Annotated in this window: 12 protein-coding genes; 1 reads left to right on the plus strand and 11 read right to left on the minus strand. The window is 68.5% G+C overall.

What is annotated here, in order from left to right; translation table 11 throughout:
* Window positions 1–3: 3 nt before the first annotated feature.
* Both ACOQPQ_RS13595 and ACOQPQ_RS13600 read right to left on the minus strand, forming a co-directional pair.
* Window positions 4–1,455 carry an aldehyde dehydrogenase family protein gene (locus ACOQPQ_RS13595; protein ID WP_420639952.1) on the minus strand — a complete coding sequence of 484 codons (1,452 nt, stop codon included), beginning with the start codon at window positions 1,453–1,455 and terminating at the stop codon, window positions 4–6.
* A gap of 14 nt (window positions 1,456–1,469) precedes the next feature.
* Window positions 1,470–2,354 carry a fumarylacetoacetate hydrolase family protein gene (locus ACOQPQ_RS13600; RefSeq protein ID WP_420639953.1) on the minus strand — a complete coding sequence of 295 codons (885 nt, stop codon included), beginning with the start codon at window positions 2,352–2,354 and terminating at the stop codon, window positions 1,470–1,472.
* Window positions 2,355–2,440: 86 nt separating this feature from the next.
* Between ACOQPQ_RS13600 and ACOQPQ_RS13605 the strand changes: the two genes are divergently transcribed.
* Complete coding sequence (locus tag ACOQPQ_RS13605) at window positions 2,441–2,956, plus strand: MarR family winged helix-turn-helix transcriptional regulator (RefSeq protein WP_420639954.1); 516 nt, start codon at window positions 2,441–2,443, stop codon at window positions 2,954–2,956.
* Between the two features lie 10 nt (window positions 2,957–2,966).
* On the opposite strand, the gene ACOQPQ_RS13610 is transcribed toward ACOQPQ_RS13605, so the two are convergent.
* The 9 genes from ACOQPQ_RS13610 to ACOQPQ_RS13650 all read right to left on the minus strand — a co-directional run bounded on the left by ACOQPQ_RS13610 (window position 2,967) and on the right by ACOQPQ_RS13650 (window position 12,834).
* Complete coding sequence (locus tag ACOQPQ_RS13610; protein ID WP_420639955.1) at window positions 2,967–4,430, minus strand: aldehyde dehydrogenase; 1,464 nt, start codon at window positions 4,428–4,430, stop codon at window positions 2,967–2,969.
* Window positions 4,431–4,473: 43 nt separating this feature from the next.
* Window positions 4,474–4,713 (minus strand): ferredoxin, encoded by a 240-nt coding sequence (locus ACOQPQ_RS13615; RefSeq protein ID WP_420639956.1) that lies wholly within the window; start codon window positions 4,711–4,713, stop codon window positions 4,474–4,476.
* Window positions 4,713–5,957, minus strand: a complete 1,245-nt coding sequence (locus tag ACOQPQ_RS13620; RefSeq protein ID WP_420639957.1) for a cytochrome P450 — start codon at window positions 5,955–5,957, stop codon at window positions 4,713–4,715. Before ACOQPQ_RS13620 ends, ACOQPQ_RS13615 begins: the two co-directional genes overlap by 1 nt.
* Window positions 5,941–7,284, minus strand: a complete 1,344-nt coding sequence (locus tag ACOQPQ_RS13625) for a glutamine synthetase family protein (protein ID WP_420639958.1) — start codon at window positions 7,282–7,284, stop codon at window positions 5,941–5,943. The genes ACOQPQ_RS13620 and ACOQPQ_RS13625 overlap by 17 nt, the downstream gene beginning before the upstream one ends.
* A 116-nt stretch (window positions 7,285–7,400) precedes the next feature.
* Entirely contained in the window at window positions 7,401–8,567 is a 1,167-nt protein-coding gene (locus tag ACOQPQ_RS13630) for an acyl-CoA dehydrogenase family protein (RefSeq protein ID WP_420639959.1), read from the minus strand.
* Window positions 8,568–8,646: 79 nt separating this feature from the next.
* Window positions 8,647–9,339 carry a GntR family transcriptional regulator gene (locus ACOQPQ_RS13635; RefSeq protein ID WP_420639960.1) on the minus strand — a complete coding sequence of 231 codons (693 nt, stop codon included), beginning with the start codon at window positions 9,337–9,339 and terminating at the stop codon, window positions 8,647–8,649.
* Window positions 9,336–11,153 (minus strand): ATP-binding cassette domain-containing protein, encoded by a 1,818-nt coding sequence (locus tag ACOQPQ_RS13640; protein ID WP_420639961.1) that lies wholly within the window; start codon window positions 11,151–11,153, stop codon window positions 9,336–9,338. The genes ACOQPQ_RS13635 and ACOQPQ_RS13640 overlap by 4 nt, the downstream gene beginning before the upstream one ends.
* Before the next feature lie 89 nt (window positions 11,154–11,242).
* Window positions 11,243–12,130 (minus strand): branched-chain amino acid ABC transporter permease, encoded by an 888-nt coding sequence (locus ACOQPQ_RS13645; protein ID WP_420639962.1) that lies wholly within the window; start codon window positions 12,128–12,130, stop codon window positions 11,243–11,245.
* Complete coding sequence (locus ACOQPQ_RS13650; protein ID WP_420639963.1) at window positions 12,127–12,834, minus strand: ABC transporter ATP-binding protein; 708 nt, start codon at window positions 12,832–12,834, stop codon at window positions 12,127–12,129. The genes ACOQPQ_RS13645 and ACOQPQ_RS13650 overlap by 4 nt, the downstream gene beginning before the upstream one ends.
* Between the last annotated feature and the right edge of the window lie 16 nt (window positions 12,835–12,850).

Raw genomic sequence — 12,850 nt, forward strand, 5'->3', positions numbered from 1 at the left:
CCGTCACTCCGTCGAGTCGTCCAGGATCATCAGCGTCTTGAGGTCGCTGTGGAAGTCGAGGGCGTAGTCGCCCCCCTCCCGCCCGATGCCCGATATGCCGCAGCCGCCGAAGGGGGCGGTGAGGTCACGGACCAGGAACGTGTTGACCCACACCAGCCCAGCTCGAACGGCCGCGCCCACCCGCTCGGCCCGCAGGCGCGACGACGTCCAGATCTGGGCCGACAGGCCGTAGGGCGTGCTGTTGGCCAGGGCGATGGCCTCGGCCTCATCGGCGAAGGACTGGAGTGTGAGCACCGGCCCGAAGATCTCCCGTTGGACCACCTCGCTCAGGTTGGACGCCGGCTCGATGAGGGTCGGCTCGTAGTGAAGGCTGCCCGTCACCGGCCGGCCCCCCCGGACGATGACGTCGCCCGCCGCCCGGGCCCGCTCAACGAATCCGTGAACCCGGTCACGGTGATCGGGATGAACCAGGGGGGCAATGTCGGTGGTGGGATCGCGGGGGTCGCCCAACACCAGGGCGTCGGCGTGTTGATGGAATCGCGTCAGGAACTCGTCACGAACCTCGGCGGCCACCAGCAGGCGGGTACCGGCCAAGCACACCTGTCCGGAGTCGTCGTACTGCCACGCGGCCCGGTGAGCGGCCGCGTCCAGATCGGCGTCGGCGAAGACCAGGAAGGCCCCCTTGCCCCCCAACTCGGCGGTGAACGGCACGATGTTGGTGGCCGCCGCCTGGCCGATGGTGCGGGCGGTGTCCGGTGACCCGGTGAACGAGATGCGCCGCACCCGGGGGTCGGCCACCAGGGCGGCGCCCACCTCGCTGCCCACGCCCTGCACCACGTTGTAGGCCCCGGGGGGAAAGCCGGCCTCCACGGTGAGCTCGGCCAGCAACCCGGCGGTGAGCGGTGACCACTCCGCCGGCTTGTGGATGACGCTGTTGCCCGCGGCCAGCGCCGGAGCCAGCTTCCAGGTGCTGAGCATGAAGGGCGCGTTCCAGGGGGTGATCACCACGGCCGGCCCCGCCGGTTGACGCTGCACTTGGTTCCACATGTTCTTGGCGTCCCAGGTGCGGTTCCGGTGGCCGACCATCAGGTCGGCGTAGGTCCGGAAGTTGAGAGCCCCCCGGGCCACCAGCCGTTGCTTCATGGACTCGAAGAGGAACCCCATGTCCCGGGTCTCCACCCGGGCGATCTCGTCGGTGTGGGCCTCGATGAGGTCGGCCAATCGGTGCAGCACGCCGGCCCGGTCCCCGATGCTCATGGCGCTCCACGCGGCGAAACTTTCGACCGCCGCCCCCACCGCTGCGGCCGCCGTGTCGGCGTCTCCCCGGGCGACCTCGGCCAGCAACTCCCAGCCGATCGGCGAGCGGGTCTCGAACCGTCGGGGCGACGACACCCACCGGCCACCGATGAAGTGGTCGGTGGGCACCGAGACGCCTTCGACCACCTGACGGGTCATGGCCTCAGCCTTCCTCAGTCTTCTTCCAGAGTGGACTCGTAGTGCTGGGCGCCGGGTCCCTTCGGTGCCCGGATGCCCCGAAACTCCCAGTCCCCGCCCAACGCGGTGGACCGCACCTCCTCGGAGCCCGACGGTTGGGCACCCACGTCGGTGCGGATGGCGGTGGGCCCGGCCACGATGGTGTTGGTCAGCTCGCCCAGGCCCTCAACCGCCACCGTCACCACGTCGCCCGGTTGGACCGGGCGGGAATTGGCCGGGGTGCCCGACAACAAGATGTCGCCGGGTACCAGGGTGATGGTCCGGGCGATGTCGGCCACGATGTAATGCATGTCCCATTCCATCTCCTCGGTGGAGGCGTCCTGTCGCACCTCACCGTTGACGATGGTCCGGATGCGCTTGTGGCGGAAGTCCCAGTCGGTCACCAGTCCGGGGCCGACCGGGCACAACGTGTCGCTGCCCTTCACCCGCAACATGGAACCGGCGTCGGTGTCGCGAAAGTCGTGCAGGCCGTAGTCGTTGGCCACCGAATATCCGGCGATGAAGGCCCCTGCTTCGGCGGGAGACACGTTTCGACAGGTCCTGCCGATGACGATGGCGATTTCCCCTTCGTAGTTCAGCCACTGACAGCCCGCCGGGCGAACCACGTCGCTGCGGTGGCCGCACAGGGCGGTGATCGGCTTGTGGAAGTAGGTGGGGGCCGGGGGCAGCTTGGTCATGAACTCTTCCACCCGGCTTCGGTAGTTCAAATGGATGCAGATGATCTTGGTGGGGTTGACCGGGGCCAGATGCGCCGCCTCGTCGATGGTCACTCGTCGCCCGTCGTCGGCCACCAACTCATTGCCGTCGCGCCGCACCCGGCACGGGTAGCCGTTGAGCAGGATTCGTCGGTATTCGACCATGGGCAAAATCTAGCCCGCCCGTGTTCGTTCGGTACCAAATGACCTAGGCTGGCCCGCACCGCCGAACCGGCCCACCCACCCCACTGATGACCATGCCCCCCGCCCCGACGCCTGATGAACGACTGCTCGACGCCGAGGTCGACATTCGGGAGCGGCTGGGCGAGTACCCCCTCGATTTCGCCTCGCTGCTGGCCATCTCCAATATCTATCGGGCGGCCACGGCGGTACGCCGACGGGCCGAACGGGGAGTGCTGGCCCAGGCCGACCTGTCGTGGGGTGGGTTCACCATCTTGTGGGTGCTGTGGGTGTGGGGCGAGATGGAGACGGCCCGGCTGGCGTCGGAGTGCGATCTGGCCAAGGGAACGTTGACCGGCATGGTGACCACCCTGGAGAAGCAGGATCTGGTGCAGCGCACCCGGCTGGCGTCGGATCGTCGGAGGGTGCGGGTGGGCTTGACCCCCGCCGGGCTCGACACCATCGAGCGGCTCTTTCCGGCGTTCAACGGGTTCGAGGGAGAGATGAGCGAGGGGCTGAGCGACGCCGAGAAGGGGGAACTGGCCCGGCTCCTGCGGGTGGTCACCACCAACGCCTCGGGCCGGTGAGGCCGATCGGTCAGCCGATGACGAAGGGGTCCCGGGTGGCCCCCGAGAGTTCGACCCACACCGTCTTGGTCTGGAGGAATCCGTCGAGCGCCTCGAGACCGTTGTCCTTCCCGTAGCCCGACTGCTTGAAGCCCCCGAACGGTGCCATCCAACTCACGTTGCGGTAGGTGTTGATCCACACCGTGCCCACCTGGAGCGCCTTGGCCATGCGGTGGGCTCGGCGGATGTCGCTGGTCCAGATGCCGGCGGCCAGCCCGTAGTCGCTGTCGTTGGCCAGCTTGACCGCCTCGTCCTCGCTTTCGAAGGCCATCACGGCCAGCACCGGGCCGAACACCTCCTCGCGCACGATGGTGGTCTGGTTGGTCACCCCGGTGATCACCGTGGGCCGCACGAACCGCCCGCCGAGCCGCTCGTCGACCACGCCGCCGGCGGCCACCACCGCCCCTTCGGCGCGGGCCTGGTCGACCATGGCCAGGATGCGGTCGCGCTGGGCGTCCGACGCCGCCGGACCCATTTCGGTGGCCGGGTCGGAGGGATCGCCCAGCACCAAGTGGCCCGCTCGCTCCACCACCCGGGCGGTGATCTCCTCGACCACGTCTCGATGGACGTACGCCCGGGACCCGGCCACGCACGTCTGACCGCTGGCCGCGAAGATGCCCGCCAACAGCCCGTTGACCGCGGCCTCGGGGTCGGCGTCGGGAAAGATGATCTGGGGTGACTTGCCCCCCAGCTCCATCACCGTGGGGGTGAGGTTGTCGGCCGCCGCTCGAGCCACGTGCTTGGCGGTGACCCCTCCGCCGGTGAAGGTGATCTTGTCGATGCCGGGGTGGGTGCTGATGGCGGCCCCCACCTCTGCGCCGCCGGTGACCACGTTGACCACCCCCGGAGGGAATCCGGCCTCGGCGGTCAGCTCGGCCAACAACAGCGCGGTCACCGGGGTGATGTCCGAGGGCTTGACCACTGCGGTGCAGCCTGCGGCCAGCAGGGGGGCCAGCTTCCAGGTCAACAGGGCCAGCGGCGAGTTCCACGGGATGATGGCCCCCACCACCCCCACCGGCTCCCGTTCGGTGTACACCAGGAAGTTGGGTGACGGGCTGGGAAGCTGCTCGCCCCCGATCTTGTCGGCCATGCCGGCAAAGAAGTCGTAGTAGCTCTGCAAGCCCCTGGCCTGTGCCGAGGTCTCGCGGATGATCTTGCCGTTGTCGGTGGTTTCCACTCCGGCCAGCCGCTCGGCCTCCCGGGAGAGCAACTCCCCCAGCCTGCGCATCAGCCGAGCGCGCTCGGCCCCGCCCATGGTGGCCCACGGGCCGTCGGCAAAAGCTCGCCGGGCGGCCCGGACGGCATCGTCCACCGCGGCGGGGTCGTCGGCCACCTCGGCCCAGGGCTTGCCGGTGTAGGGGTTGGCGGTGGCCATGCGTCGGCCGCCGGGTGGGGGCGCGAAACCCCCGTCAATCCAGTTGTCGTAGGTCTCCATCAGAGCCTCCCGTTGGTCGTGTGGGCGTCGGTCTTCTTCGGGGTCACTTGACCACCTCGTCTTCGATGATGGTGATGGCCCGACCGGGACAGCGGTCCACCACCACCTCGGCCCGGTGGCGGGGGAGCAGGCCGTTGCCGATCACCGAGGAAACCACCGTCTCGTCGTCCAGGGCGAAGGCCTCGGGCTCGAGCATCTCGCATTGCCCGCCGCCGATGCATCGATCCTGGTCCACCGCCATCCGCACCGTCTCATCGCCGAGCTTCGCGGCTTGGCCGGCCATCAGCGGGGGGGTGCCGGTTGCATGCCCACCGAGAGCACCCCGTGGACGAAGTTGGATCGGGCCCGCACCGGTTCCGAGGTCTGTTGCAGGTACAGCGACCGTTTGGCCATCTCCTCCAGCAATACGGACACCTCCAGCCGGGCCAGGAAGGCGCCCAGGCACAGGTGGGGGCCGCCGCCGCCGAAGGCCAGGTGGTCGGGGTTGGCCCGGCCCACGTCGAAGCGGAACGGCTCGTCGAACACGGCGTCGTCCCGGTTGGCCGAGGCGTACCACATGACCACTTTGTCGCCCGCGGCGATCGGGGTTCCGGCCAGCTCGGTGTCGGTGGCGGCCGTGCGCCGCATGTGCAGGATCGGGGTGGCCCACCGCAGGATTTCCTCGGTGGCGGGCTCGACCAGCGAGGGGTTGTCCTGCACCCGCTGCCACTCGTCGGGATGGGCGGCCAGGGCCATCGCGCCGTGGCTGATGGCCGTGCGGGTGGTCTCGTTGCCTGCGAACACCAGCAGGTGGAACATGTTGCGGTATTCGCTCAGGGAGAGCCGCTCGCCCCCGAACTCGGCCTGCACCAGGTGGGTGACCAGATCGTCGTGAGGGTCCTCGCGCCGGAGTCGCTTCATCTGCTCGCCGTACTCGAACAGGGCGTGGCTGGCCGGGCTGTTGAACGGCAGAAGGCGCAGTTCGGTGGTGTTGCCGAAGGCGTCGGGGGGAATGGACTGGGTGTCCCCGGTACCCTCCACCAGGTAGTTGGACAGCTCCACCAGGTAATCGGCGTCCTCCACCGGCACACCGAGCATGGTCAAGATCACCCGGATGGGCAGGGGAGCGGCCACCATGTCCACCCAGTCGCCCCCGCCCTCGGCCACGAACCGATCCAGCAATTCGCCGGTGATGTCCCGCACGGTGTCGGTCCATCGGCGGATGTTCTTGGGAGTGAACGCCCCGGCCACCAGCCTTCGCAGCCGGGTGTGGTCGGGCGCGTCGGTGTCGATCAGGGATCGTCGGGCCTCCAGGGCGTCGGCCTCCAAGTCCCACAGGTTGGTGTGGCCGATGGCCGATGAGTACACCTCCGGGTTCCGGGACACGGCCCGGACGTCGGCGTAGCGGGTGACGGCCCAGAACCCCCCGTCCTCGTAGGGGTGCCACCTCAGACCGTCGGCGGCCCGCAGGTCGGCAAAGCGGTCATGGGGAATCCCCTGGAGGTAGAGGCCGGGCTCGGTGACGTTCAGATCAGCAGTGGTCGGCATAGCGGGCTCGTTCCCAGTCGTTGACCTCGTCGGGGTGGGGTGCGTTTTCGGCGGCCAGCGACAGCTCGTGGTCGGCCAACGTGAGGAACCCGGCGGAGAACATCTCCCCCAGCATCTCGGCCAGCGGACTGTTCCGGTAGGCAGCGATGGCCCCGGCCAGGTCGGTGGGCAAAGGCCGGGCGTCACCGGCGTCGGCGTACATGTCGCCTTCGCTCATGGGCGGAAGGGGCAGGGCGCGTTCGATGCCGTCGAGGCCCGCGGCCAAGATGGCGGCAATCATGAGGTAGGGGTTGGCGTCGGCCCCGGCCAGACGGTGCTCCACCCGGTTGGCCGGCGAACCGGCCTCGCAGAGGCAACGGCACATCATGCTGCGGTTGTCGAGGCCCCAATGCACGTGGGTGGGCACGAAGGTGTAGGGGCGGATGCGCTTGGGGCCGTTGATGGTGGGGGCGGCGAGCAGGGTCATGGCTTCGGCATGCTCGGTCAACCCGGCGACCCAATGCCCCATGAGCTGGTTGGGACCGCCCTCGGAGTCGGCGAAGGCGTTGTTTCCGTCCTCGGAGAGGCTGGTGTGAATGTGCATGCCCGACCCCGACGGCTCGGTCCACAGCTTGGGCATGAAGGTGGCTCGCATCCCGTGTCGCACAGCCACCTGTTTCACGATGCTCTTCAGCAACACGGTGTTGTCGGCACAGGTCATGGCATCGGCGTGGGCGACGTTGATCTCGATCTGGCCGGGGCCGTATTCGGGGTTGGACGACTCCACCTCCAGGCCGGCCGCACCGAGGGCGTGGCGCATCTCGGCCACGCAGTCCTCCACCCCCATGGCGTCGGTGAGCGAGGAGTACTGGATGTGGTCCTGAACGGGTTTCCAGTCCGGGGTGCAGAGGTAGAACTCCAGCTCGGTGGCCACCACCGGATCCAGACCGGCTTGGCGGCACCGCTGGATCTGGTCGGCCAGCACGTGCCGGGGGGCAGCGGGGTGGGGCCGGTCGTGGGGATCGAAGGCGTCGGAGAACACCAGGGCGTACCCGGGGCGGTGGGAGAAGATGCGGGCGGTGGAGGGGTCGGGTACCAGTCGGCAATCCAGGAAGCCCGATTCCATGTTGATGAAGGGGTGGTCGGGCAGGTCGTTTTGCATGTCGAAGGTGAAGATGGCGTCGGCGATGTTGAGGCCGTCGGTGGCCGTCGTGCGGAAGAAGCGGTCCACCGGCACCCGCTTGCCCCGCAGGTGGCCCTGGGTGTCGGGAGTGGCCACCTCCACGGTGTGGACCTCGGCCTTGCGGCAGGCGGCGTGGAAGTCGTCGAAGCTCGGGGTGTCAGCCATGATGGGTACTCCTTGGCGATGGCGGAATGGTTGCGGGGACTTGGGCGGAGGCGCCGGCGATTGTGCACCCGGCGCTACCGGGGACGTTTGGGGCTCGGCGGACCACGGCACCCATGTCAGTAGCTCTTGGGGAGGCCGAGGCACTTCTGGGCGACAAAGGCCAGCACCAGATTGTTGTTGACCGGGGCCACTTGGTACAGCCGGGTCTCCCGGAACTTGCGCTCGATGTCGTACTCCACGGCAAAGCCGAACCCGCCGTGGGTGTCCATCGCCGCGTTGGCGGCTTCCCAGGACGCTTCCGAGGCCAACAGCTTGGCCATGTTGGCCTCGGGTCCGCACGGTTCCCCGTTGTCGAACAAGTTGGCCGCCTTCCACCGCATCAGATCGGCGGCCTCCAGGTTGGCGTAGGCCCGGGCCAACGGGAAGGCCACCCCCTGGTTCATGCCGATGGGTCGTCCGAACACCTCCCGTTGGCGGGCGTAGTTGCTGGCCCGCTCCAGGAAGAACCGACCGTCGCCGATGCACTCGGCGGCGATGAGGATCCGCTCGGCGTTCATGCCGTCGAGGATGTGGCGAAAGCCTTGGCCATCGGTGCCCACCAGGGCATCGGCGGGCACCACCACGTCGTCGAAGAACACCTCGGTGGTGTTGTGGTTCATCATCGTGGGAATGGGCTTGATGGTGAGCCCCGGCACCAGTTCGCCGTTGTCGTCGCGCAGCTCGATCAGAAACACCGACAGCCCATCGGTGCGCCGGTCGGTTTCGGTCACCGGAGCGGTGCGGGCCAACAGGATCATCAGGTCGGAATACAGGGCTCGTGAGGTCCAGATCTTCTGGCCGTTGATCCGCCAGGTGTTGCCGTCGCGCTCGGCCCGGGTGCGAATGGCGGTGGTCTCCGACCCGGCGGCGGGTTCGGTGACCCCGAAGGCCTGCAGCCGCTTGCGCCCGTCGGCCACCTGGGGCAGATACCGCTGCTTTTGCCGGTCCGAGCCGTGGCGCAACAGCGTGCCCATCACGTACATCTGCGCGTGGCAGGCACTGGGGTTACCCCCCGCGGCCGAGATCTCCTCCACGATGACCGATGCCCCGGCCAGGCTCAGCCCTCCGCCTCCGTACTCCTCGGGGATCAGCGCACCCAGCCACCCGTGGGCGGTCAGTTCGTCCACGAATTCCTCGGGGTACCCGCTGGGCTCCAGGCCCCGCCAGTACTCCGCGCCGAACTTGTCGCACAGTCGGCGGACCTCGGCGCGGATCACCTCGAAATCGTCCGGTCCGGTGCTCACTCACCCCTCCTTCCCAGGTCGGCCAGGTCGACGGAAACGCTCACCCAGGTCCCCGAACGGCGCGAAAGCCGCCGACCGTTCATGACGCCCAGAATCCCTGACGTTGCAGGTGGGCCACCGCGGCCATGCCCGATTCATGCAGGTGATGCTCCATGCGGCGCCGGGCCTGGTCGGCGTCGCGGCTGACAATGGCTTCCAGGATGGCCGCATGATGGCCCACTGCCTGGGCGTTCCAGCCGTCGGTGAACTCGTAGTAGTCGGCCGGCACGGAACGCTCCAACAGCCTCAGCAGCCAGCGCGTGCGACGGGGGGCGGACCGGTTGATGATGCGGTGGAAGGCCCAGTTCAGCGCCGAGAGGTCATCGTCGGTTCCGTCCACGAACCGGTCGTGGATGGCACGGAGTTGTTCGATTTCCTCCTCGTCCAACGTGGTGGCGGCCATGGCGGCTGCCCGTCCGGCCACCACCCCGAAGAGCTCGTAGTGGTCGACGATGTCCTCCGGGGTCAGATCGGCCACCACCGCGCCCCGCCGGGGAATCACCTCGAGCAGGCCCTCCTGGCCGAGGATGACCAGGGCCTCTCGGATCGGACTCCGGCTGACCTGCAAGGCCTCCGCCACCGCCTCCTGATCGATCTTGGTGCCCGGCTTCCATGCACCGGCCAGGATTTGCCCGCGGATGTAGGACACCACCTCGTCGGCCAAGGCGCCCCGGCGGCGAGGAAGCGGGGTGGCGCCCGGCTCGGGGCCGGGAATTACGGCCAGGTCGGTCATGACGCCGACGATCCCAGGTAGGCGGCCTGCACGGCGGGGTGGGCCTGGATTTCCTCCGGGGTGCCTGTGGCGATCACCGAGCCCCGGTCGAGGCAGTAGATGCGGTCGCAGATGCCGATGATGAAGTCCAGGTCATGGTCGATCACCACCACCCCGGCGCCGACCAGGTTGGCCATGGTCTGCACTTGCTCGACCATGGCCAGCGACTCGGTGTCGCTCATCCCCGACGTGGGTTCGTCCAGCAGGAGGAATGCCGGGCGGGCCGCCGCTGCCCGGGCCAGTTCGAGGCGCCGGGAGTTGCCGTAGTCCAGTTCGGAGGCCCGGCGTTCACGATGCTCCCACAGGCCGGCGGCGGCAATGAGGGTGTCCACTTCCGGGATGGGCCCGCGGGAGGGTTGTCCTTGGGTGGCCAATCGGGTGACCTCCACGTTTTCCTCCACGGTCAGCGCCCCGAAGAGCCGCAGGTTCTGGAAGGTGCGGACCAATCCGGCTCGGGCGATCTCGTGCGACGGCGCTCCCGTCAGGTCCTTCCCGTTCAGCCGTACCTGACCGGTGGAGGCCGACACCAGGCCGGTGATCACGTTGATCAGCGTGGTCTTGCCCGCGCCGTTGGGGCCGATGATGCCCACCACCTCACCGCTGCGGGCCTCGAAGCCGGCGTCGGTCAGGGCCTGGAATCCTCCGAAGGCCACCCTGATGTGTTCGACCTCCAGCACCGACTCACTCGCTGTCGGCTCGGCGGATTGTGGGGCGGGAGGAGCGGCCTTGGTCCGCGAGCACCGCCGGAGGAGCCACCGGTCGAGTTCCCAGTCGTCCAGGAGGCCCTTGGGACGCCAGATCATGAATCCCAGCATCGACACCCCGAAGAAGATGGTCTGGAGATTCTCCCGGAAGACCCAGTCCAGCGGGGCCGAGTCCAGCCCCAGCCCGAACACCTCGAAGCCCTCCTGGCCCAGCCTTCGGGCGAGCTCCCGCCCCGCGGTCATGATGGCCACGCCGACCAGCGCCCCGGTCACGCTGTTGCGTCCGCCCACGATGAGCATGGCCAGCACCAGCAGGGTGTAGTTGAAGAAGAAGTCCTCGGGCAGGATCGAGCCGGTTTCGTACACCCGAAGACTGGCTCCCACCGACACCACGACCACCGAGAGCAACAGCGCGATCATCTGTTGCACCATGGGATTGATGCCCATGGCCCGAGCGGCCAGATTGTCCTCCCGCCCGGCGATGGCCAGTCGGCCGCGGCGGCTTTGGGAGAAGAGGCGAGCGAGCACCAGCGCCCCGAACAGGGCCAGGTAGATGGGGGCGCGGGTGTCCAGCTTGCCGCCGACCCCGAAGAACAGGCCGGCTCGCTCGCCTCCGGTCATCTCGGGCCAGTTGCGGGCCACCTCGTGGGTGACGAACAGCAGCGCCAGGGTGATGACGGTGGCCGCCACCGCTCCCGACTCCGCCCCGGAGCGGGCCAAGCCGATGCCGACGATGAACGCCACCACCCCCGTGACGCCGATGGCCACCCCCAGCGCCGCCCAGGTGCTCACGTCCACGTCGGTGAGCCCGAGCGGGGCGTCGGGGATGCGTTTGAATTTCTCGGCGGGCGAGATGGCGAACACGGCGAAGGTGTAGCCCGCGATGGCCCCGAAGCCGATGTGTCCGAACGAGAGCACGCCGGTGTTGCCCACGTAGATCTGGATGCCGATCACGATGATGGCGTCGATCAGGGCTACGGTCACCAGCCGTTCGGCCGCGCCGCTGAACCCGCTCTGGTAGAGCAATCCCACCGCCACGAACACCCCGAAGAGGAGCCCTGCACCCAGCACCGGGCCCCCGATATCCCGACCGGGCTTGGGGAATACCCCAGTCCGGAACGGCCGGCCCGGCCCGTTGGTGGTCGATGGTGGCGCCGTCATCACACCCGCTCGGCGTGGGCCACGGAGATCAAGCCGCCGGGCCGGAAGATGAACAGCAGCGCGATCAGCACGAAGACCGCGCCCTCGGTGAGGCCGGCCACCGAATCGGGCAGCCGGGTGCGCAGCAGCACCTCGGCCAGGCCCAGCACCAGTCCCCCCAGCACCGCTCCCCGGAGGCTGCCCAGGCCACCGATGAGGGCGGCCAGCACCCCTTTGAGCATGGGGGTGATCCCCGCGCTCGGGGTGGTGCTGCCCCGCTGCATGAGCCAGAACACCCCGGCGATGCCGGCCAGCAAACCGGCCAACCCGAACGCTCCTCGGATCACCGAATCGGAGCGCACCCCCATGAGCCGGGCGGTGTCGAAGTCGGCCGCCGCGGCCCGCAGGGCCAGACCGAACATGGTTCGCTGGACAATCCACGTGGTCCCCAGCAGGGTCACCAGCGTCACCCCGATCACCACCGTGTCGTACACCTCGATGTGCAGCGACCCGATGCTGTAGGTGTTGGTCACCCAACCGGGTCGGGAGAACGTCTTCACCGACGCCGACACGTAGAGGATGAACGCCGCCGACACCACGAAGTGGACGCCGAACGAGGTCAGAAGCAAGGTGAAGTCGGAGCTGCCCCTCACCCGGCTGAACGCCACCCGCTCGATGACCAGTGAGGTGACGATGGCGGTCACCACGATGAGCGGGGCCACCAGGTACCAGGACCAGCCGTGGTTGAGCGTCCAATAGGCCACGAAGCCCGACACGGTGATCATCTCTCCGTGAGCGAAATTGAGCAGGTGCATGACCCCGAACACCAGCGCCACTCCCAGAGCCAACAGCGCGTAGATGCTGCCCCGGCCCAGGCCGTCGATGATGTTCTGCAGGACTTCGATCACCGGTCGCCTCCGACGAAGGTGTCGAACAGGTCGGTGCGCTGCCGCAGTTCGGCGCCGGTGCCGGTGGCGACCACCTCGCCGCTTCGCAGCACGTAGGCCCGATCGGCCACCTCCAACATGCGGGTGGCGTTTTGCTCCACCACCAGCAGGGTCCAGCCCCGCCGCCGCAGTGTTTGGATCAACTCGAACACCACATCCACCAGAACCGGGGCCAGGCCGAGTGACGGTTCATCCATCATCAACAGCCGGGGTCGCGACATCAGGGCCCGGGCGATGGCCAATTGTTGCGACTCGCCCCCCGAGAGGTAGCCGGCCGAGACGGCCCGCTTGTTCCGGAGAACGGGGAACTGCTCGAACATCTCACCCAGAAGAGCGGTGCGTTGCGGGGCGGGCACGGTGACGGCGCCGATCCTGAGGTTCTCCTCGACGGTGAGGTCGGCGAAGATCCGTCGGTGCTCGGGCACCAGGGCCAGGCCCGAGCGCAGCAGCTTCTCGGGAGTGCTCCCGGTGATGTCCTCGCCGTCGAAGGTCACCGAGCCCGCCGCCGGAGCGAGCAGCCCGGCGATGGTTCCCAGCAGGGTGGTCTTGCCCGCCCCGTTGGGTCCGATGAGGCCGACGACTTCCCCGGACCCAACCTGCAGGTTGGCGTCGCGCAGCGCGGTGATGGCCCCGTAGCGGGTGGTCAGCCCCGAGACCTCGAGCACGGGATCAACCGCCCCG

The organism is Candidatus Poriferisocius sp. (assembly GCF_965219775.1).
Classification (GTDB): Bacteria; Actinomycetota; Acidimicrobiia; order Acidimicrobiales; family Bin134; genus Poriferisocius.

Coding starts and splice junctions, on each gene's coding strand:
- ACOQPQ_RS13595 (WP_420639952.1), bottom strand. CDS start 1,455: ATGACCCGTCAGGTGGTCGAAGGCGTCTCGGTGCCCACCGACCACTTC.
- ACOQPQ_RS13605 (WP_420639954.1), top strand. CDS start 2,441: ATGACCATGCCCCCCGCCCCGACGCCTGATGAACGACTGCTCGACGCC.
- ACOQPQ_RS13615 (WP_420639956.1), bottom strand. CDS start 4,713: ATGGCCGGCCAAGCCGCGAAGCTCGGCGATGAGACGGTGCGGATGGCG.
- ACOQPQ_RS13600 (WP_420639953.1), bottom strand. CDS start 2,354: ATGGTCGAATACCGACGAATCCTGCTCAACGGCTACCCGTGCCGGGTG.
- ACOQPQ_RS13620 (WP_420639957.1), bottom strand. CDS start 5,957: ATGCCGACCACTGCTGATCTGAACGTCACCGAGCCCGGCCTCTACCTC.
- ACOQPQ_RS13610 (WP_420639955.1), bottom strand. CDS start 4,430: ATGGAGACCTACGACAACTGGATTGACGGGGGTTTCGCGCCCCCACCC.
- ACOQPQ_RS13635 (WP_420639960.1), bottom strand. CDS start 9,339: ATGACCGACCTGGCCGTAATTCCCGGCCCCGAGCCGGGCGCCACCCCG.
- ACOQPQ_RS13625 (WP_420639958.1), bottom strand. CDS start 7,284: ATGGCTGACACCCCGAGCTTCGACGACTTCCACGCCGCCTGCCGCAAG.